The organism is Candidatus Baltobacteraceae bacterium, from assembly GCA_035502855.1.
In the GTDB taxonomy this organism is placed as follows: Bacteria; Vulcanimicrobiota; Vulcanimicrobiia; order Vulcanimicrobiales; family Vulcanimicrobiaceae; genus Aquilonibacter.
Genome location: DATJTX010000001.1, coordinates 1 through 17,310 on the forward strand (window position 1 = coordinate 1; position 17,310 = coordinate 17,310).

The following is a 17,310-nucleotide window of genomic DNA, read 5'->3' on the forward strand; positions in this document are numbered from 1 at the left end:
CCGCCGCTTCGTAGTTGAATGCGGCTTTTTGGGCCGCGATCGTTTGCTCGGCGAGAGCGTTCGCGGCGGCATCCGGGTCGGCGCCGCCTGCTGCGCCGGTCGCGGCGTCGCCGGTGCTGGGTTGCGGCGCGCGTGGAGCACGCACCGCAACGTTTGGGACCGCGTACATCTACTCGCCGATGCTTTCGATGAACTTTTTCGTGATGCCGTCGTCGGCTTTGCGTTGCGCCATCTGCGCATCGCGAAGCGAGTTGATCTCCCGCATGTTCTCCGATTGTTGATCCATGGCCTCATCGAATGCGGTGGCTTGAAGATCGAGTTGATCTTGCGCGCCCATCTCCTGACCCATGAGGCCGGTGTTGAAGGCGTCGTTGCCGGCGATCATCGTCGCCAGACTCGCGTTCGAGCCGCCCATAGCGCCCGCGCCTACGCCGGATAGTCCGTTCCCGGTTGCGCTCGAGATCGCACCGCCTAAGAGCGCACCGCCGATGGTGGGCGCCATGTTCTCGAGCAGGCTGAGTCCTACACTCATGGTTGTCGCTCCTTAGCTGTTGCTGTCGTCGCCGTCGATCAGGCTGGCGAGCAGGTTGTCGCTCTGCGGTTGCGATTGCGCGTACGACGAGAGCGTGTTGATGTTGGTGAAGGCGCTCGACTGCTGGCTGAGCGCACTCTCCAGCGAGGTCGGGTCGATGCCGTCGGTTGCGCTCGCGGCAGACGTGCTGCCGCCGAACAACCCGCTGACCAATCCTTCCACGCCGCCGGTAAGCGCGCCGATCAGGTTGATACTCATTCGTTGTGGTCTCCCTTGGTGTGGCTCGAGTTGCTGGTAATGGCGCAGGACCGAGTCGGCGTAGTCGAGCGTTTGACCGTCGCCCCACGTCGTCTCGGTTCCCGCGCCGTCCGGGCTGCCGGAATTGTACGCGCTGAGCGCTGCACGCACGTTGCCGCCGTAGCGGCGCAGCAGACCGGAGAGCATTCCCGCGGCATAGTCGGCGTTCGCGCTCGGATTCATCGCGGCACCGGTTTTCGCAAACTCGTGCCAGCGATCGTCGATCTGGAAGAGGCCGCGGCCATGGCCGCCGTCGCCCACGACGTTCCGCCCGCCGTTGGCACCTGGGCCGCCCGTCTCTTGGGCGGCGACCGCCGCCAGAAGGGCCGGATCGAGGCCGTGCTTGGCGGCGGCCTGGACGATCTCGGGGGCGTAATGTACGCCTTGGGCGGCCAATCGGCCGGTGAGGGCTCCGAGCGGATTCATGCCCAGGCTTCGGGTGGGTTGGTCGGTGAGGTTTGCATCTCGCCGGTACTACTGCGCGTTCGGGTCGCGTCGGCTAGTGGTTCGGAAAAGCCGAGGCGGCGCGGCCCTAGGCGCGAAGCGAGCATCATGGGCGACCCACACGCCTGGGCCAGGTCACGCCGTGGCTATGTTGCCGTTGAGATGCCGTCAAATCCATGGTAAACTCACGGCATGAAGTACACGATTGAGTTTGGCCCGAGGGCTGCCGCCAGTCTAGACGCGCTAGCTACGCGCCTTGAGGTGAGCAAGGCGGATGTAATCCGCCGCGCCCTCGAGGAACTGGATCAGAAGGTCTTTGCGATGGACGCCGCTCGGGAGCGCGAACTGCTCAGCGCCGGCCGATAGGATCGTTTGAGCGACTACCGCGATATTCGAGAGCCGCGTCATCACCCCGATGACGTGAAGACGTACCTGGCCTTTGGCGTTCTAAGCGTAATTGGCATTATTTTCCTGATCGAAGTGGTCGATGCCGTCAGGGGCGGTTGCGCGCTAGCTGGCATCCTAGACGCGTGGGGTCTGTTCGACGCCGCCCTCATCGCTATAGCGTCAGCGATTATCACGTACTACTTCACGCGCACCTAGGTGGGCCCAGTCGGGGGCCTCGGTTCACGGCGACGTTTGACAAGACCCTGGCGGGGTTCTACAATCGCGTAGTCGTTATGGGGGCTCGCATGGGCTACCCAAAGTAAGCGGCGCTTACTTTGGGTAGCTCCGGTGGGCCCCCATCCTACGACGGTCGCAAACGCCATGGCTCGTTCGCACAAGGTCGATATTACCGGGCTCCTCGCGGGCGGTCGGCAGCTCATGCTGATCGACGACGAGGTGCCCATCGAGGAATTTGAGGGGATCGCGTTTCCTTCACCGGCCACCGTGCATCTGGAATTACGCTATGTCGACCGGCTGCTTCATATAGTAGGCACGGTCGATACGCAGGCTCGGGGCGCGTGCGACTCGTGCTTGGAAGAGGTCGACATTCCGGTGCATGCCGACGTCGACGAGCGAATCGACCCGAATGCCGGTCGCGACGACGACCCCTTCGGTGAGGGCAACGTCCTAGTCGGGGGACGCGTCGACGTGGCGGATCTCGCGCAGCAGCTCGTGCTGAGCGAGATGCCGATGGGACTTCGCTGTAGCCGGGCGTGTCCGGGAATCGAATACTGACGGAGATAGAAAGACTTACAAAGTGGCAAATCTAAAGTGGAAGACGCCGCGCAGTAAAACGCGCAGCCGTCGTGCGGCGAACTGGAAGCTGAACCCGGTCACGACCGTGGAATGCCCCCAGTGTCACCAGCCCAAACGGCCGCACTTCGTGTGCGGACATTGCGGCACGTACGACGGCCGTCAGGTCGTTGAAGTCCGCGACGAACACGCCGGTCACGATCGCGATTAGACAATCGTCTTGACCGGGGTTAAGATCGCCGGCGTGGGGCATTACGCGCCCGAGCGCATCGTGGACAACCACGATCTCGAGCAATGGCTCGACACGTCCGACGAGTGGATTACGACGCGTACCGGAATGAAACGGCGGCACTGGACTTCCGAAAACGAAGCCACCAGTGATTTGGCGTTGGCGGCGGCGCGCAACGCGCTCGCAAACGCCCGCCTGAACGCGGACGACATCGACGCATTCATCGTCTGTACCGTCTACCCCGACTACCTCTTTCCCGCCACCGCCTGCATCGTTGCCGCCAAACTCGGCGCGCGCGACAAAGCCGCCTTCGACATCGAGATCGCGTGCAGCGGCTTCATCTACGGTCTCACCGTCGCCTCGTCGCTCATCCGTGCCGGAGTCTACAACCGGATCGTGCTGATCGGTGCGGAGACACTCTCGAAACTGGTCAATCGTGACGATCGCGGAACCGCGATTCTCTTCGGCGACGGCGCGGGCGCGGTCGTCCTCGAATCGAACGAGCGCGATTCGTTCCTCGCCTCGGAGCTCGGCAGCGACGGCAGCCGCCCGGAGCTGTTGCGGGTCGAAACCGGCGGCTCGCGCTGCCCGACCACGCATGCCACGCTCGATCGCAAAGCCGACCGCATCCACATGGAAGGCCGCGAAGTTTTCAAATTTGCCGTCACCAAGATGATTGCCGCGACCGATCGTGCGCTGGCCAAAGCTGCGCTCACCAAGGCCGACGTCGACGTGCTGATCCCGCATCAGGCAAACAAACGCATCATCGATGCGGCGATGAAATATCTCGAAATTCCGCCCGAGCGCTGCGTGGTCAACATTCAGGAGTACGGCAACACGTCGGCCGCCTCGATCCCGATCGCGCTCTCGGAGGCGGTGCGCGACGGCAAAATCAAGACCGACGATGTGATCGTCTTCGTCGGCTTCGGCGGCGGCCTCTCGTGGGGCGCGGTCGTATGGAAATGGGTCGCCTGATGCGGATCGCGGTGATTTTTCCCGGGCAAGGCTCGCAGACGCTGGGCATGGGCGTCGACGCGGCAGCCAACTCCGCCGCTGCGCGCGAACTCTTCGAACGCGCGATTCCGGTGCTTGGCTACGATCTGCTCGCGCTGCAAAAGAACGGACCGGAAGAAAAGCTGCGTGAGACGCAGTACAGCCAGCCGGCGATCTTCGCCACGAATGTCGCGCTGTTCGCGGCGCTCGATCTTCCGCCGGAGAGCGTAGTGGTCAGCGCGGGTCATTCGTTCGCCGAATTCTGCAGTCTCTACGCGGCCGAAGCCATCGGCTTTGAAGACGCGCTGCGGGTCGTCAACGCGCGCGGCATCGCGATGCAACGTGCGGCGGATCGCGCGGCCGGCGGCATGTCGGCGATCTTGGGTTTGGAAGCCGAGATGATTCGCCGGGTCGTCGAGCAGACGCGCGAGCGTACGGGTGGGCGCGTGCAGCTGGCCAATTTCAACTCGCCGACGCAGATCGTGATCAGCGGCGACCTGGTTGCCGTGCAGACCGCGGGCGACGCGCTGCTGAATGCAGGCGCCAAGCGCGTGGTGCCGCTGAATGTTTCGGGTGCATGGCATTCGGCGCTGATGGAGCCGGCGATCGAGCAGTTCGCCCCGGTCGTCGAGGCCGCGCCGTTCACGCTGCCGCGCTTCGACGTCATCTCCAACGTGGACGCGCAGCCGTACCGCGATGTTGCCACCATCAAGAAAAATCTCATCCTCTCGATCACGCACGAAGTGCGCTGGCACGAGACGGCCGAACGGCTGGTGGAATACGATCTCGATTTGATCGTCGAATGCGGTGCGAGCCCGGTGCTGGGGCCGTTGATGAAACGGAGCATTCCCGCCGCGCCCGAAATTGTCGTCGTCAGCGATTATGGCGGCGTGAAGAAGTTGCGCGACACGGTGCTCGCATGAGCTTCGCGGGAAAGGCCGCACTCGTTACCGGGGCGAGCCGCGGTATCGGACGCGCGATCGCGGTGGAGATGTGCCGCGAAGGGGCCGACGTCGCGCTGATCGGCCGCGACCGCGCCGCCTTGGATGAAACGGCAGGCGAATGCGCGGCTGTGCGCCCGGGAGCGACGGCGGAAGTATTCATCGCCGACGTTGCCGATCAGGCGGCGGTCGAAGCAGCGGTGGGCGCGACGGTGCAGCGCTTCGGACGGCTCGACTACGCGATCGCCAACGCGGGGCAATCGCTCGATGCGCTGATCCTGCGCCTGAAGCCGGAAGTGATCGATCAGTTGCTTTCGGTCAATCTCAAATCGGCGTTCTATCTCTGCGGCGCGGTGGCAAAACCGATGATGAAGCAGCGCGGGGGGGCGATCGTGCTGGTCTCCAGCATCGTCGGCCTTACCGGCAATGCGGGCCAAGCCGCATACGCGGCCTCCAAGGCCGGGTTGCTCGCGCTCGGGAAGTCAGTTGCAAAGGAGTTGGGTTCGAGGAACATAAGAGTCAACGCCGTCGCGCCCGGCTTCATCGAGACGGCTATGACCGAGAAGCTGCCCGACGCCGCCAAGGCGGCGCTGCGGGCGCAAATCGAGCTATCCGCACTCGGGCGAGTCGGGACGCCACAAGACGTCGCCGGGGTCGTCGCCTTCCTGTGCTCGGATGCCGCCGCCTACGTCACCGGTCAGACCATCGTGGTCGACGGTGGCATGGTCATGTGAATTCCCACCATGGGATACTCATCTACCGATAAGGAGCCGTAATGTCCACGTTCGACAAAGTCAAGAAGATCATCGTCGAGCAGCTCGGCGTCGACGAATCGGAAGTCACGCCCGAGGCCTCGATCACCGATGACCTAGGCGCCGACTCGCTCGACCAGGTCGAGTTGGTCATGGCGTTCGAGACCGAGTTCAACATCGACATTCCCGACGAAGAGGCTGAAAAGATCAAGACCGTCGGTGATGCCGTCGCACGCATCGATCAAGCGACCGCCGGAGCTACGTAATATGTGTTCTTTAGGGGTGCCCCAGGGGAGTGCTCTGCTTGGCAGTTAGGTGCAATGCACCCCATGGCATGGGGGCCCCGCATCGCGCAGCGATGTGGGGGGCGCGGAGCCTAGGGCGGAGCGCCTTCTAAATGCTCGATCAACTCAGCGATCGGCTCGGCGCGATCTTCTCGCGCCTGACCGGGCGCGGCAAGCTCAGCGAGAGCGACGTCAGCGATGCGATGCGCGAAGTGCGCATCGCGTTGCTGGAGGCCGACGTCTCATTGGCGGCGGCGAAGCAATTCGTGGCACGCGTCAAAGACCAGGCGATCGGGCAGAACGTGCTCGAGTCGCTCACGCCAGCGCAAACGATCGTCAAGATCGTGCACGACGAGTTGGTCGAACTGCTTGGTCCTTCGACAGGCTCAGGACAGGCTCGATTGCAATTCAGCGACGCACCGCCCTCGGTGATCATGCTGGTCGGGTTGCAAGGTTCGGGAAAAACGACGCAGGCGGGTAAGCTCGCGCTGCGGCTCAAAGAGCAGGGGCGGCGCTCGCTGCTCGTGGCTGCCGACGTCTATCGTCCCGCCGCCATCGCGCAATTGCAAACGCTGGGCAAACAGGTCGATCTTCCCGTCTACGAAGCCGACGCCGGCGATCCGGTGAAGATCGCACGCGAGGGCGTAAACGAAGCGCGCCGGCTGGGGCTTTCCACGGTAATCATCGATACCGCCGGGCGGCTGCAGATCGACGACGCGCTGATGCGCGAACTCGAGCAGATCAAAGCCGCGACCGCTCCGAAAGAGATCCTCTTCGTTGCCGATGCGATGACCGGCCAAGAAGCGACCAACGTTGCCAAGGGCTTCAACGATCGCCTCGGCATCACCGGCGTGATCTTGACGAAGATGGACGGCGATACGCGCGGCGGCGCCGCGCTTTCGATCTTCAACGAAACCGGGGCGCCGATCAAGTTCGTCGGCGTCGGCGAGAAGCTCTCGGCGCTCGAGCCGTTCTATCCCGACCGTCTCGCCTCGCGCATCCTGGGCATGGGCGACGTGCTCACGCTCATCGAGAAAACGCAGAGCATCTATTCCGAAACGCAGGCCAAGGCGCTCGAAGAGAAACTGCGCAAACGCAGCTTCACGCTCGATGATTTCCTCGAGCAGATGCGTCAGATGAAAAAGCTTGGCTCGATGACCGAGATCATGAAGATGATCCCCGGTCTCTCGCGCGCGTTGCCCAAGGACTTTGACGTCCCGGAGAAAGATTTGAAGCGCGTCGAAGCGATCATCTGCTCGATGACGCGCGGCGAACGCCGCAATCCCTCGATTCTCAACGGCTCGCGGCGTAAACGCATCGCGATCGGTTCGGGAACGCAGGTCAGCGAAGTGAACAAGCTGGTCAAGAACTTCGAGGGCGCGCAAAAGATGATGAAGCAGCTCGGCGGCAAGGGCCGCGGAAAGACACGTACAGCTCTACCATGGTGAAGATCAGACTGCGCCGCATGGGCGCACTAAAGCAGCCGACCTACCGATTCGTGGTCGCCGACTCACGCTCGCCGCGCGACGGCCGGTTCATCGAGATCCTCGGTCACTACAACCCGCGCACCGAACCCAAGACGCTCGAAGTCAACGCGGAGAAGGCCAAGGAATGGCTGGCTAAGGGCGCGCAGCCGACCGAGACCGTGCGGCGTCTCTTTGCGGAGAAGGGCATCATGGAGCGCGGTCCGATTCCGACGACCAAGCGCGCTCCGCGTAAAGGCAAAGCGTAATGTCATCATTCGATGACGAGTTCGGTCTCTTCGGCGAAGACGTCGACGAGGCCGAGCGCCGTTCGACGCTTCCCGGGCGTAAGATCGCTACGAACGAAACGGTCATCGACGACGTCGAGCCGGAAGAGGAACGTCCGCCGCGCACCGAGCGCGCTCCGCGGCGCCGCAGCGGCGCGGGCGGCGGCGGGGGCGGCTATCACGAACGTCGGGAGCGGCGCGACCGTCAACCTGGTGATCCGTGGGCTTCGCTGCGGCGCGCGACCGCGCTGCTCGATCTGCTCGCCAAGAAGCTCGTCGCGCATCCGGACGACGCGAGCGTCGAACTGTTCACCGATGAAGAGGGCAAACCGGTGATCGAACTGGTCGTCGACCCCGAGGATTTGGGCAAGGTCATCGGACGCAACGGGCGAGTCGCGCAAGCGCTGCGCACGATCGTGCGCGCGACCGCCGAGGGACGCGTCTCGGTCGATATTCTCGATGTGGAAGAAGCGGCGTCGTTTGACGAAGGTGCGAGCGACGAAACAGAGTGAATTGCCGATCGGCCGGATCGCCGGCCTGTTCGGTATCCGCGGCGAGCTCAAGTGCGACCCGACATCGGCGGGTCGCGCCGTTTTTTCAGCCGGCGCGCAGCTGCGTTGCGTGGCCGGCGGCGAGAGCGAGCTCGTGACCCTCGAGCGCGTGCGCGAGCACAAGGGGCGCTTGCTCATCACGCTGGCGCAAGCGCACGATGCCACCAGCGCGCAGCGCTTCGTGGGCGCTACCTTCTTTGCGCCACGCGAGTCGCTCGTGCTCGAACCGGGCGAATATCTCGATGCCGATTTGATCGGCTGCGCGGTGATCGGCGCCGACGGTAAGGGCTATGGAACGGTCGAGCGGGTCGAACACTACCCGAGCAGCGACATGCTCGTCACGCGCGCAGGGATGCTGCCGATGGTACGCGCGTTCGTCCGCGAGGTCGACCTGGAAAATCGGGAGATCGTCGTCGGCGATCTCCCGGAAGGTTTACTGGACTAGCCGCATCATCCGTCGTTTGCGGGATGATTGGTGTAGTACGCCTCGACCGCGTCGTGGATCGCGCGAGCGTAATTGTCGTTGGTCTGCGTGTCGGTGTAGAGCACCGCGCCGAAGCAGGCATAGACGTTGAGCGTGAACGTGTAGCTGTCGTGCGGGCGGAATCCGCCGACGTGCGTGACGTTGAGCACGCCCGATACGACGGTGTTGTCGCGATGCGTACCGCAAATGGAATCGGCGGCCTTGGCCACGTCCGTGCTGACGACACTGGTCATCGTCGTATTGAACCGTGCGTCGAGCGCCCGGTAGAGGTCGTCGGCCCCGGCGCTCAAGACCTTCGCCCCGGCATTACCGATCGGATGCACGATCAGCACGCCGCGCGGGGGCTTTGCGGGCTCCGGCGTCGCTGTCGGTCCCGCTTTGGCGACCTTTGGTTTTCCCTTGAACAGATCGGTCAGCACGCTGGTAATCGGAACGGAAGCACCGGCGGTCGAGGACGGTGTCGGTGTATCGGCGGGCCCGGTGTTGATTTCGGGACGGTCGATGCCTGCGGCCTGGAGGATGACCGTGCGTGCGGTGAGAGCTTGTGAGGCAACGTCTTGGACGTCGGAGATGTTCGTCGTGGCGGAGTATACGCTGATGTCGCTCGCTACGTCGACGACTTGCGCGACGATAGCCGCGCCCTGCCCGATCGGCTGAATGTAGCCGCTCACGTAGTAGTCCGCATGCTGCACGTGCGCGAACTTCTGATAATCCTCGCGCAGGATACCGGTCGGAATCTGCAGGACGGTCACGCCGCCCGTTTGCGCCATGACCTGCGCGTAGATCTGTGCGATCGCGGTCCCGTATTTCTGATTGAGATCCGGGGGCGCCTCGAATGGATAGATCAGCACGACCGGCTTGTTCACGGCCGAAGGCGGCGGCGTGGCGCTGGGCATGGGCAACGGATGCAGCTTGGGAGTCGCCGCGATCAGCAGCGCGCTTGCAAACAGCGCAAAAAGAGCGAGGAGACGGCGCAACGGCACTTCCTTTGTTAGATCGCAGATTCTACGTGGTTAACGAACGCGCGAAGCGCGTCGTTCACATCACCTGGGCGCTCAACCATCACAAGGTGCCCGGCACCGGGCACTATTCGCGCCCGAGCCTCCGGCACCCGGTCGGCGAGCGCTTGGGCGAACTTCGGCGGAGTGAGCACGTCGCGTTCGCCGGTGAGCGCGAGCAGCGGAAGGGCCACCTCCTGGAGGCGGCCGATGCAATCGAAGGCATCGCATGCGCGAAAGTCACGCAGCGTTTGCGCTTGGCCGACCGCCAGCATCGACGCGGCCGCCGCGGCGAGCCGCTCCGCGGTGGGCTCGGCGAAGAAGTAGCGCGGTATCTCGTGGGCGGCGCGTTCGAAGTCCTCTTCGAGTTGGGCAAAGATCGCGGGTCCGACGCGCAACTTCGCGCCCGATGCGAGCATCACGACGGCGCGTACGCCCCGGTGCTTGCGCAGCGCCAGCTCGAGTGCGATCGCGCCGCCCATCGAATGTCCGCAAAGGATCGCGTCGCGTACGTTGCGATCCCGCAGCTCGGCCGCAACGGAATCCGCGAACGCGTCGATGCTTGCCGCCTCTCCCGGCGTCGTATGCCCGGGAAGCGTCAAGGCGATTGCGTCCTGGAACGCAGCGGTTTGGGCGGCGAACACGTCGGCGGTGCATCCCGCGCCGTGAATGAAGACCAGCACGAGATCGTCTAGCGTTTGACCCGCTGCTTTGCGGGCAGCGCGTCGAGCAAATCGTCAACCCGTGCTAGGCCCGCGGTGTCCTTCACGTGCCACGCCGCGGAGAACTCCGCACCGAAGAAAAAGACCGAGCCGATAACGTAAAACCAGAGCAAGAGCGCGAGCGGCACGGAAAGCGCGCCGTAGATCTGAGTGAAGTTGACGTGCAGCGTGTACTGTGTGAACGCAAATTGCACCAGCGGCCAAAGGATCGCGACGAGTACGCCGCCGGGAAGCGAAAATGACCACGAGATGCGGCGATTCGGGAGAAACCGGTAGAGCACCATGGTCACGACGAAGACGAGTGCCAACGAGATTCCGTAGGCGGAGAAATGGGTGAGGTTCTGACGGTCCGGCACCTGCGCGAGAAACATCGCGATCGAGATCACGATCGGCAGCGCCATCGCGATCATCAAAATCAAGCCGATTACCGGAAGCATGACGATCGAAACGGCGACGTTGTGAAAAAACGGGCGGCCCGCCGGCACGTTCAGCGCTCGATCGAGCGCGAAGGCCAGCCCCATGAAAAGATTTTTCCCCGACCATACCAAGAAGATCAGCGCGATGATGCTGGTGATTCCGCGTCCGTAGATATATGTCTGGATGTTTGCGGCGACGAACTGGTGTAACGTGGGGCTGAACGTCCCCAAGAAATTCAGCACGCGCTCTTGCGCAAACGGAAAGATGATCGAAGCGGCGCTGAGGATCAGGACGACCAGCGGAAAGAGCGCGAAGATCGCGTTGAACGCGACGGCTTGCGCCAAGAACGCACATCCGTCTTTCGAGAAGCGCAGGCTTGCCAGGCGCAAGGTGTGGATGAGTCGTCCCATCGGATGCGGTATATCGCTATGCCGTGATGTTATTCCCACCGGCGGCCGTCGTAACCGTCGAGGTCAACGGGTGCCCCATCCGGGCATACCACCGGCCTTACGCGGCCGGCGGACACGTTTTTGCGCCGCTGCGCCCGTTCGTAACCCGCGTTGCGGATCGCATGTGGTATGAAGGCGATACGCTCGTGATCGCCCGCGAGGGACACGAGGTTCGGATCCGGCTGCGCCCGCGGACGCCGGATGCCCTCGATCGCACCTACGTCCCGCTCGCCGCGGTGCTGCGGGACTTGGGCGTAACCGTGAGCTACGAGTCACGCCGCTTCCAGATTCATCTCGCGCGCACGGTGCTTGCGACGCCGTCGCCGTTCAACGCTGCGCTGCCGTCGGTTGCGCCGCGCGCGGTTTTTACGCCGGTGCCGGCGCAGACGCCGCGTCCGATCTGGACCGGGTCTGCGCTGCCGCGGCGTACGCCGCTTCCGGTGACCGTGCCGACGCCGACGCCGCATGGTAAGGTTAGGAAATGCTCGTCGCTCTGCTCCTGAGCACCGTCGTCGCGTTCCCGGCCGATGGCACATACACGTACCATCTTCAAACGCCGACCGCGCAATTCACGTCGGCAATCGTGATTACGTCGGCTCCGGGCGGCGGGACGATCACGCACGAAGCGTTTTCAGGTTCGGGCTTAGAGGCAACGACCGATCAGCGTTTCGACGCGCAGCTTCATCCGGTTTCATACTCGGGAGGAAACATCGGCCGGCCGCTGGTTACGATCACCTTCTCAGCCGCGTCGGCCGTGTACGATTTCGACGGACACAGCGGGAGCGTCGCTCTGGACGATTCCGCGTGTGTGCTGGTAGAAGACAACGTCTTGACGTTCAGCGTTATGCTCCCGGCGGTGCTTCGCGCGACGGGCGCTACGCAGTGTATCCTTCTGCTAACCGCGCCGCGAGCACTTGCTGCAACCGTGAGCGATGCATCACCGCCGGTGCGTCCGCCGAGCGTGCCCGGCGGCGATGCGTCGGCAACGATTCATTTCGGCGCCGTGACGGAAACGATCTGGTATGATCCGCGGACGCTCATCCCCGACTACCTCGATTTCGGTGCGGGCGCAACCGCAACGTTGACCGCTCGATCGACGAGCACGGTACTACCGGCGGCGTTGCCGTCACCGTAGGGCCTACGTCGTCTGTTGCGGGGCCGAGCGCCGCACGAGCAGGTTGAGGGCGGCGAGCACGATCGCGGCGATCATCAGTACCGTCGCGGCTTGTGCCGACGAGAGATATGCGAAGCCGATAGCGCGATCGAACGAATACGCGCCGAAGCCGACGTACGCGATCTCGACCACCGCGGCGATGTAGATCGCGTTGAGTTCCCAGCCGCCGTTGGTGATGAAGAACCCCTTGGTGATGTGGACGGTGAAGATCGCGACCAGCATGACCACCACGACCAGCGCCGGGCCGAGCGCGCCGCCCAGGCCGAGCGCGATCAGCGCCCCTCCGCCTGCCTCTCCGAGCCCGGCAAAGAACGCGAACACCCGCCCGGGCCGGAACCCCAGGCCCTCGAAGAAGCCGCCGGTTCCCGCTAGGCCGTATCCGCCGAACCAGCCGAAGAGCTTCTGAGCGCCGTGGGCCGCGATGGCTAGACCGACCACGAGGCGAACGAAGAGCAAAGCCGCATCCATTTTTCGAACATCCTCCGCTACTTATGTTGTCTTGGCTACCTACTTATGGTAAGTTATAGCCAGACGGTATCACGAGCCACGACCAATGTCAACGCAACGCACAACGCCACCGACGATTTTGCCCGAAACCCAGGGCGCGCTCTGTCCACGCTTTCATCGCGCGGTCGAACTGATCGGCCGCCGCTGGACCGGAGCGATCATCCGCGTGTTGCTGGGCGGCCCCCGCCGCTTCAACGAGCTGCTTGCGGCCATTCCCGGAATCTCCGATCGGCTGCTCACGGAACGGCTGCGCGAACTCGAACATGAGGAGTTGATCGTGCGCCGCGTCGAGCCGGGTTCGCCGGTCAAAGTGATTTACGAATTGACCTGCGCGGGCGCCGAATTGCAGGAATCGCTCGACGCGCTCGGCCGCTGGGCCGAACGGTGGCTCGGGCTGGAGTTCAATGCGTCAAGCTCTGAACGAGCACAAACCTAATTCCCGCAGCCTGTAACTGAGGAATCATCGCGCGCACCGCTGCCAGCGTGGTTGCGCGCGGGTGACCGATCGCGATTGCGCTTCCGGTTCGTCTTGCGATGCCGGCGGCTTCGCGAAGCTGCGCTTCGGTATAGGCGACGTTCTCGCGATTATCGAGAAAGACGTCGCGCGACGCCGTCGGGATGCCGGCGGCCGCTGCCTGCTGTTCGCCGACGCTGGCGGCGCTGGTGCGTGAGTCGATGAAGAAGAGGTGGCCGTGCCGTGCAAGCACCTCCATGACGTCGTGCATCACGCGCGCGTCGGCACTGGCCTTACTCCCCTCGTGATTGTTCACGCCCTGCGCGAGCGGAACTTGGGCCAAATCGGCCTGGACCTGTGCGATCACCTGGGCATCCGTCATCGCCGTCTTCACCTCGCCGGGACCGGGATAGATCTCGGATTGCGGCTCCATCGGCAGATGCAGCATCACCCCTTTGCCGGCGTCGTGGGCTTCCTGCGCGATCTGGCGCGCCGCGTGAACGTACGGCAACACCGAGAGCGTGAGCGGAATGGGCAGCGCGATATACCCGCGTTCGATATCGACCCACTGTCCGCAATCATCGATGATCAGCGCGAGTTTTGGGCCGGCCGCATTCGGCGTGGGTGATGCACCCGGTGTCGGGCTTTCGGTCGGCGCTGCGGTTGCGATCGGCGTTGCGGTCAGTATGGGCAAAGGTGATGCGACGGCAAGGCTCGGCGGCGCAGCGTGACGCGGCCGCAGAAGGTACCAGCCGGCCGCAAAGGCGATGATGAAGAGGAGAACGAGTACGAGCCAGTCGCCGGGACGGCGGCGTCGGGAACGGCGTTTCGACACGGAGATGGCTCGTTCGCATCACGGTACGTTAGACCTGCGGGGGATTCGCCCATGAGTGCTCGCATTCGGCCTGCTTCGCTTACCGTATAGGTGCTCGAAGGCATACGCGTCGTCGCAATAGCGACGAATATTCCAGGCCCGGTTGCCGCGGCACGCCTGCATCAGCTTGGCGCGAGCGTCGTCAAAGTCGAGCCGCTGCGGGGCGATCCGCTGGCCCACGCATCACCGACCTGGTACGAAACGCTTACGCGCGGCATCGCGGTCGAACGGATCGATGTACGCGCCCCCGAATCCGCCGCCCGGATCGATGCGTACTTGCTCGACGCGGATCTCCTGCTCACCGCGATGCGCGCGCGTGCGCTGCGGAACGCCGGCCTCGATTGGCCGCGCCTGCACGCCCGTTACCCGCGGCTGTGCTGCGTATCGCTCACCGGCGAAGCCCCGCCCAACGACGACCGTGCCGGCCATGACCTGACCTATCAAGCGCGGGCGGGAACCATCGCGCCGCCGGCAATCCCGCGCGCGTTGATCGGCGACATGGCGGCCGCCGAGCGCGTCGTCAGCGTCGCCCTCGCGCTGCTCCTGCGGCGCGAACGAAACGGGGAGGCCGGTGCGGCGAACGTCGCGATCACCGATGCGGCAACCGATTTCGCGCAGCCCTATGCGCACGGCCTTACCCGCGAAAACGGTGTGCTCGGCGGAGCGCTGCCTGCCTACAATATCTACCCCGCGCGCGAAGGGTGGGTCGCGGTTGCCGCGCTCGAACCGCATTTCGTCCAGCGGCTGCTGGCGATGCTCGAAGTCGAAGCGGTAGACGCCGGCGCGTTGCGCGCCGCCTTTGCGCTACGCAGCGCGCAGGAGTGGGAGCAGCTCGCGCAGCACCACGACGTGCCGCTGGCCGCAATTCGTTGACGCCGCGAGCGTAAGGAGATCGATCCACTTGGAAATTGCCGGAAAAACCATCCTCGTCACCGGGGGCAGCTCGGGACTGGGCGCCGCCTGCGTTCGCGAATTCGCAAGCGCCGGTGCGAACGTCGTGATCGCCGATATCGGTGAGCACGGTGCACGGCTCGCGCAGGAACTCGGCGCGCCGGTACGCTTTGCCAAGACCGACGTCACCGACGAAAATCAGGTGGGCGCCGCGATTGCGCTTTCACTCCGCGAGTTCGGCGCGCTGCACGGCGCGATCAATTGTGCCGGCATCGCGACCGCGGAGCGCGCCGTGGGCAAGGACGGTCCGCAACCGCTCGCGCATTTCAGTAAAGTGATCGCGGTGAATTTGATCGGGACGTTCAACGTGGTGCGCCTGGTTGCGGCGGAGATGATGAAACGGCCGGTCGAAAGCGCGCAAGACCGCGGCGTCATCGTCTGCACCGCGTCGGTGGCGGCGTTCGACGGCCAGATCGGTCAAGCAGCGTACTCGGCATCGAAAGGCGGAATCGTCGGGCTCACGCTTCCGCTCGCACGCGAATTCGCGCAAGCGCAGATCCGCGTGTGCAGCATCGCTCCGGGCATTTTCGATACGCCGATGCTCGCCGGTTTACCCGAGCCGGCACGCGAGTCGCTGGGAAAACAGACGCCATTCCCGGCGCGGCTAGGGCGGCCGGGCGAATATGCGGCGCTCGCGCGTCACATCTTCGAAAACCAGATGCTCAACGGCGAGACGATCCGGCTTGACGGCGCCATCCGCCTCGCCCCCAGGTAACGACCTCTAGTTCTTAGCGATGACCCGGATTGGGGCGGCGTTCTCGTTCACCAACTCGGGGAAACGCGCGCGCAGCGCGCGCAGTTTCGGCAGGTCGTTGTAGACGATATAGTCGTTGTCCGGATTGTGGACGAGGAAATCCTGATGGTAGGCTTCGGCCGGATAGAAGCCGCGTAGCGGAGCCACGATCGTCACGATCGGGTCGGGAAAAACGTGTCGCTTCTCGAGCGAGGCGATCGCGAGCGTTGCCTGCGCCTGCTGCTGCGGGGTCGTGAAGAAGATCTCGGAGCGATATTGCGTGCCGTCGTCGGGGCCCTGACGGTTGAGTTCGGTGGGATCGTGCGCGACCAGGAAATAGACCGCGAGCAGTTGGTCGAAGGAAATTTTCGACGGATCGTAGGTGACGTCGACCGACTCGGCGTGGCCGGTCGTTCCGGTCGAGACCATATCGTAGTGCGCCGTGTCGGCGGCACCACCCGAGAAGCCGGCGACAACGCGCGTCACTCCCCGCAGCGATTCGAACACGGCTTGCATACCCCAAAAGCATCCGCCCGCCAAGACGACGTGCTGGGTGGCCGCGGGCGCCGGCGTGGTTGCGGCGACGAAGAGCGTCAGTGTCGCCAGCGTCAAGGCACGAAAACGATTCATATATGGAGAACGCTTCGCGCCATGGCCCGGATCACTTCCCAGATATTCTCGAAAGGCGCGCCGTTCGTGCTTGCGGCGCTGGCGTTCGCTAGCGTTGCGCTCACGGGCAAGGCACCGGCCGCCGTGGCGGCGGCGAAACCGGAGACGGCGGCGGCAGCGGCGCCGACACCGCTCCCGTCACCCGACGATCTGCTCGCGGACATCCGCGATAGGTTTCGCTCGCACCGGCCTCCGCCGCCGTATGAAACCTACGAGATCATTCGCAAGCAATCGACCAATTACGGCTATCCCGACTACGCCAACAGTTATACCGACTTCGTCTGGTACCGCTCGCAGGATCATGATGCGTTGCGACGGCGGATCAGCGAGCTTGGCGACGTCGGGCCGATGACCTTCGACCGCCCGATCTTCAACGCCGCGACCGATCCGGGACCGCCGACGGCCGACGTCTTCGAACCGGCTCCGCTGCACACGTATCCGCCCTCGTTCGTCCCGACGCCGGAGGCATCGCAGCCGCCGATCATCGTCACCGTGAAGGTTCATGCGGAATTCGACTATCGCGTGACGAGCGTGCAGCGGGAGGGCGACGAGCTGCACCTCACCTTGGTGCCGCGCCGCGACCCGCAGCGCAATCGCCTACGCGAACTCTGGGTCGACGCGAAAACGCTCGAGCTGCGTAAGCTCGTCGCGACCGATACGCTTTTCGTCGAGGGAGGGCCGGAGTATCCGGTGCTCTTTACCATCGATTTCACGATGTACGAGGGCATTCCGATCATCACCCACATCCACGGCGTGGTCTACGGCGGCTACGACGGTGACGGAAAGATCGTCGATTACGACTACAAAGATTTGGTCTTCCCGGCAAGCCTTCCGGCGTGGTATTTCAACGCGCGCGAATACGCGCAGCATTTGAGTGAGGCGCCGGACCCGCCCGGATACTAGGG

Annotated in this window: 26 protein-coding genes; 18 read left to right on the forward strand and 8 right to left on the reverse strand. The window is 64.1% G+C overall.

Features of this window, described 5'->3' with window-relative positions; all coding sequences use genetic code 11:
• Positions 1–169: 169 nt before the first annotated feature.
• Both VMF11_00005 and VMF11_00010 read right to left on the reverse strand, forming a co-directional pair.
• Positions 170–532 (reverse strand): hypothetical protein, encoded by a 363-nt coding sequence (locus tag VMF11_00005; GenBank protein ID HTU68674.1) that lies wholly within the window; start codon positions 530–532, stop codon positions 170–172.
• A 12-nt stretch (positions 533–544) separates the two neighbouring features.
• Positions 545–1,255: a transglycosylase SLT domain-containing protein gene (locus tag VMF11_00010; protein HTU68675.1), complete on the reverse strand. Its 711-nt coding sequence runs from the start codon at positions 1,253–1,255 to the stop codon at positions 545–547.
• A 210-nt stretch (positions 1,256–1,465) separates the two neighbouring features.
• On the opposite strand from VMF11_00010, the gene VMF11_00015 reads away from it, so the two are divergent.
• The 12 genes from VMF11_00015 to rimM all read left to right on the forward strand — a co-directional run bounded on the left by VMF11_00015 (position 1,466) and on the right by rimM (position 8,418).
• Complete coding sequence (locus VMF11_00015; protein ID HTU68676.1) at positions 1,466–1,639, forward strand: ribbon-helix-helix protein, CopG family; 174 nt, start codon at positions 1,466–1,468, stop codon at positions 1,637–1,639.
• Between the two features lie 6 nt (positions 1,640–1,645).
• Positions 1,646–1,876 carry a hypothetical protein gene (locus VMF11_00020; protein HTU68677.1) on the forward strand — a complete coding sequence of 77 codons (231 nt, stop codon included), beginning with the start codon at positions 1,646–1,648 and terminating at the stop codon, positions 1,874–1,876.
• Between the two features lie 165 nt (positions 1,877–2,041).
• Positions 2,042–2,455: a DUF177 domain-containing protein gene (locus VMF11_00025; protein ID HTU68678.1), complete on the forward strand. Its 414-nt coding sequence runs from the start codon at positions 2,042–2,044 to the stop codon at positions 2,453–2,455.
• Positions 2,456–2,477: 22 nt separating this feature from the next.
• Entirely contained in the window at positions 2,478–2,684 is a 207-nt protein-coding gene (gene rpmF / locus VMF11_00030) for a 50S ribosomal protein L32 (GenBank protein HTU68679.1), read from the forward strand.
• 9 nt (positions 2,685–2,693) lie between these two features.
• Positions 2,694–3,677, forward strand: coding sequence for a beta-ketoacyl-ACP synthase III (locus VMF11_00035; GenBank protein ID HTU68680.1), 984 nt, complete (start codon positions 2,694–2,696; stop codon positions 3,675–3,677).
• A complete protein-coding gene (fabD, locus tag VMF11_00040; protein ID HTU68681.1) occupies positions 3,677–4,618 on the forward strand; it encodes an ACP S-malonyltransferase in 942 nt (313 codons plus the stop codon). Before VMF11_00035 ends, fabD begins: the two co-directional genes overlap by 1 nt.
• Entirely contained in the window at positions 4,615–5,370 is a 756-nt protein-coding gene (locus VMF11_00045; GenBank protein ID HTU68682.1) for an SDR family NAD(P)-dependent oxidoreductase, read from the forward strand. Before fabD ends, VMF11_00045 begins: the two co-directional genes overlap by 4 nt.
• A 41-nt stretch (positions 5,371–5,411) precedes the next feature.
• On the forward strand, positions 5,412–5,654 hold the full coding sequence (locus tag VMF11_00050; protein ID HTU68683.1) for an acyl carrier protein: 243 nt from the start codon (positions 5,412–5,414) through the stop codon (positions 5,652–5,654).
• Between the two features lie 131 nt (positions 5,655–5,785).
• Entirely contained in the window at positions 5,786–7,120 is a 1,335-nt protein-coding gene (gene ffh / locus VMF11_00055; GenBank protein ID HTU68684.1) for a signal recognition particle protein, read from the forward strand.
• A complete protein-coding gene (gene rpsP / locus VMF11_00060; GenBank protein HTU68685.1) occupies positions 7,114–7,404 on the forward strand; it encodes a 30S ribosomal protein S16 in 291 nt (96 codons plus the stop codon). The genes ffh and rpsP overlap by 7 nt, the downstream gene beginning before the upstream one ends.
• Positions 7,404–7,934: a KH domain-containing protein gene (locus tag VMF11_00065; GenBank protein ID HTU68686.1), complete on the forward strand. Its 531-nt coding sequence runs from the start codon at positions 7,404–7,406 to the stop codon at positions 7,932–7,934. The genes rpsP and VMF11_00065 overlap by 1 nt, the downstream gene beginning before the upstream one ends.
• Positions 7,912–8,418, forward strand: a complete 507-nt coding sequence (rimM, locus tag VMF11_00070; protein ID HTU68687.1) for a ribosome maturation factor RimM — start codon at positions 7,912–7,914, stop codon at positions 8,416–8,418. Before VMF11_00065 ends, rimM begins: the two co-directional genes overlap by 23 nt.
• Positions 8,419–8,423: 5 nt before the next feature.
• On the opposite strand, the gene VMF11_00075 is transcribed toward rimM, so the two are convergent.
• Genes VMF11_00075 through VMF11_00085 form a run of 3 tightly spaced genes read right to left on the reverse strand, consistent with a single transcriptional unit; the run spans position 8,424 to position 11,004 of the window.
• Positions 8,424–9,434, reverse strand: a complete 1,011-nt coding sequence (locus VMF11_00075; protein HTU68688.1) for a hypothetical protein — start codon at positions 9,432–9,434, stop codon at positions 8,424–8,426.
• 14 nt (positions 9,435–9,448) lie between these two features.
• Complete coding sequence (locus VMF11_00080) at positions 9,449–10,138, reverse strand: alpha/beta fold hydrolase (GenBank protein HTU68689.1); 690 nt, start codon at positions 10,136–10,138, stop codon at positions 9,449–9,451.
• An 8-nt stretch (positions 10,139–10,146) separates the two neighbouring features.
• The gene (locus VMF11_00085) at positions 10,147–11,004 is read right to left on the reverse strand and encodes a YihY/virulence factor BrkB family protein (protein HTU68690.1); all 858 of its coding nucleotides are present in this window, start codon (positions 11,002–11,004) and stop codon (positions 10,147–10,149) included.
• Between the two features lie 23 nt (positions 11,005–11,027).
• On the opposite strand from VMF11_00085, the gene VMF11_00090 reads away from it, so the two are divergent.
• Both VMF11_00090 and VMF11_00095 read left to right on the forward strand, forming a co-directional pair.
• Positions 11,028–11,546 carry a hypothetical protein gene (locus VMF11_00090; GenBank protein HTU68691.1) on the forward strand — a complete coding sequence of 173 codons (519 nt, stop codon included), beginning with the start codon at positions 11,028–11,030 and terminating at the stop codon, positions 11,544–11,546.
• The gene (locus tag VMF11_00095) at positions 11,525–12,178 is read left to right on the forward strand and encodes a hypothetical protein (protein ID HTU68692.1); all 654 of its coding nucleotides are present in this window, start codon (positions 11,525–11,527) and stop codon (positions 12,176–12,178) included. The genes VMF11_00090 and VMF11_00095 overlap by 22 nt, the downstream gene beginning before the upstream one ends.
• Positions 12,179–12,181: 3 nt before the next feature.
• On the opposite strand, the gene VMF11_00100 is transcribed toward VMF11_00095, so the two are convergent.
• Entirely contained in the window at positions 12,182–12,685 is a 504-nt protein-coding gene (locus tag VMF11_00100; protein ID HTU68693.1) for a DoxX family membrane protein, read from the reverse strand.
• A gap of 85 nt (positions 12,686–12,770) precedes the next feature.
• Here VMF11_00100 and VMF11_00105 point away from each other — a divergent pair, with 85 nt between their 5' ends.
• Positions 12,771–13,160: a helix-turn-helix domain-containing protein gene (locus VMF11_00105; protein ID HTU68694.1), complete on the forward strand. Its 390-nt coding sequence runs from the start codon at positions 12,771–12,773 to the stop codon at positions 13,158–13,160.
• Here the strand turns inward: VMF11_00105 and VMF11_00110 are convergent.
• Complete coding sequence (locus VMF11_00110; GenBank protein HTU68695.1) at positions 13,126–14,013, reverse strand: divergent polysaccharide deacetylase family protein; 888 nt, start codon at positions 14,011–14,013, stop codon at positions 13,126–13,128. The two genes, VMF11_00105 and VMF11_00110, sit on opposite strands and share 35 nt — an antisense overlap.
• A 90-nt stretch (positions 14,014–14,103) precedes the next feature.
• On the opposite strand from VMF11_00110, the gene VMF11_00115 reads away from it, so the two are divergent.
• Both VMF11_00115 and VMF11_00120 read left to right on the forward strand, forming a co-directional pair.
• Complete coding sequence (locus tag VMF11_00115; protein HTU68696.1) at positions 14,104–14,925, forward strand: CoA transferase; 822 nt, start codon at positions 14,104–14,106, stop codon at positions 14,923–14,925.
• 28 nt (positions 14,926–14,953) lie between these two features.
• Positions 14,954–15,718 (forward strand): 3-hydroxyacyl-CoA dehydrogenase, encoded by a 765-nt coding sequence (locus VMF11_00120; GenBank protein HTU68697.1) that lies wholly within the window; start codon positions 14,954–14,956, stop codon positions 15,716–15,718.
• Between the two features lie 6 nt (positions 15,719–15,724).
• On the opposite strand, the gene msrA is transcribed toward VMF11_00120, so the two are convergent.
• A complete protein-coding gene (gene msrA / locus VMF11_00125) occupies positions 15,725–16,366 on the reverse strand; it encodes a peptide-methionine (S)-S-oxide reductase MsrA (GenBank protein ID HTU68698.1) in 642 nt (213 codons plus the stop codon).
• A gap of 21 nt (positions 16,367–16,387) precedes the next feature.
• On the opposite strand from msrA, the gene VMF11_00130 reads away from it, so the two are divergent.
• Complete coding sequence (locus VMF11_00130; protein ID HTU68699.1) at positions 16,388–17,308, forward strand: hypothetical protein; 921 nt, start codon at positions 16,388–16,390, stop codon at positions 17,306–17,308.
• Positions 17,309–17,310: the final 2 nt, after the last annotated feature.

What these genes read in the sequence shown, in the direction of transcription:
- VMF11_00005 (HTU68674.1), bottom strand. Translation starts at nt 532, where the DNA reads ATGAGTGTAGGACTCAGCCTGCTCGAGAACATGGCGCCCACCATCGGC.
- VMF11_00010 (HTU68675.1), bottom strand. Translation starts at nt 1,255, where the DNA reads ATGAATCCGCTCGGAGCCCTCACCGGCCGATTGGCCGCCCAAGGCGTA.
- VMF11_00015 (HTU68676.1), top strand. Translation starts at nt 1,466, where the DNA reads ATGAAGTACACGATTGAGTTTGGCCCGAGGGCTGCCGCCAGTCTAGAC.
- VMF11_00025 (HTU68678.1), top strand. Translation starts at nt 2,042, where the DNA reads ATGGCTCGTTCGCACAAGGTCGATATTACCGGGCTCCTCGCGGGCGGT.
- fabD (HTU68681.1), top strand. Translation starts at nt 3,677, where the DNA reads ATGCGGATCGCGGTGATTTTTCCCGGGCAAGGCTCGCAGACGCTGGGC.
- VMF11_00045 (HTU68682.1), top strand. Translation starts at nt 4,615, where the DNA reads ATGAGCTTCGCGGGAAAGGCCGCACTCGTTACCGGGGCGAGCCGCGGT.
- VMF11_00050 (HTU68683.1), top strand. Translation starts at nt 5,412, where the DNA reads ATGTCCACGTTCGACAAAGTCAAGAAGATCATCGTCGAGCAGCTCGGC.
- ffh (HTU68684.1), top strand. Translation starts at nt 5,786, where the DNA reads ATGCTCGATCAACTCAGCGATCGGCTCGGCGCGATCTTCTCGCGCCTG.
- rpsP (HTU68685.1), top strand. Translation starts at nt 7,114, where the DNA reads ATGGTGAAGATCAGACTGCGCCGCATGGGCGCACTAAAGCAGCCGACC.
- VMF11_00065 (HTU68686.1), top strand. Translation starts at nt 7,404, where the DNA reads ATGTCATCATTCGATGACGAGTTCGGTCTCTTCGGCGAAGACGTCGAC.
- VMF11_00085 (HTU68690.1), bottom strand. Translation starts at nt 11,004, where the DNA reads ATGGGACGACTCATCCACACCTTGCGCCTGGCAAGCCTGCGCTTCTCG.
- VMF11_00095 (HTU68692.1), top strand. Translation starts at nt 11,525, where the DNA reads ATGCTCGTCGCTCTGCTCCTGAGCACCGTCGTCGCGTTCCCGGCCGAT.
- VMF11_00100 (HTU68693.1), bottom strand. Translation starts at nt 12,685, where the DNA reads ATGGATGCGGCTTTGCTCTTCGTTCGCCTCGTGGTCGGTCTAGCCATC.
- VMF11_00105 (HTU68694.1), top strand. Translation starts at nt 12,771, where the DNA reads ATGTCAACGCAACGCACAACGCCACCGACGATTTTGCCCGAAACCCAG.
- msrA (HTU68698.1), bottom strand. Translation starts at nt 16,366, where the DNA reads ATGAATCGTTTTCGTGCCTTGACGCTGGCGACACTGACGCTCTTCGTC.
- VMF11_00130 (HTU68699.1), top strand. Translation starts at nt 16,388, where the DNA reads ATGGCCCGGATCACTTCCCAGATATTCTCGAAAGGCGCGCCGTTCGTG.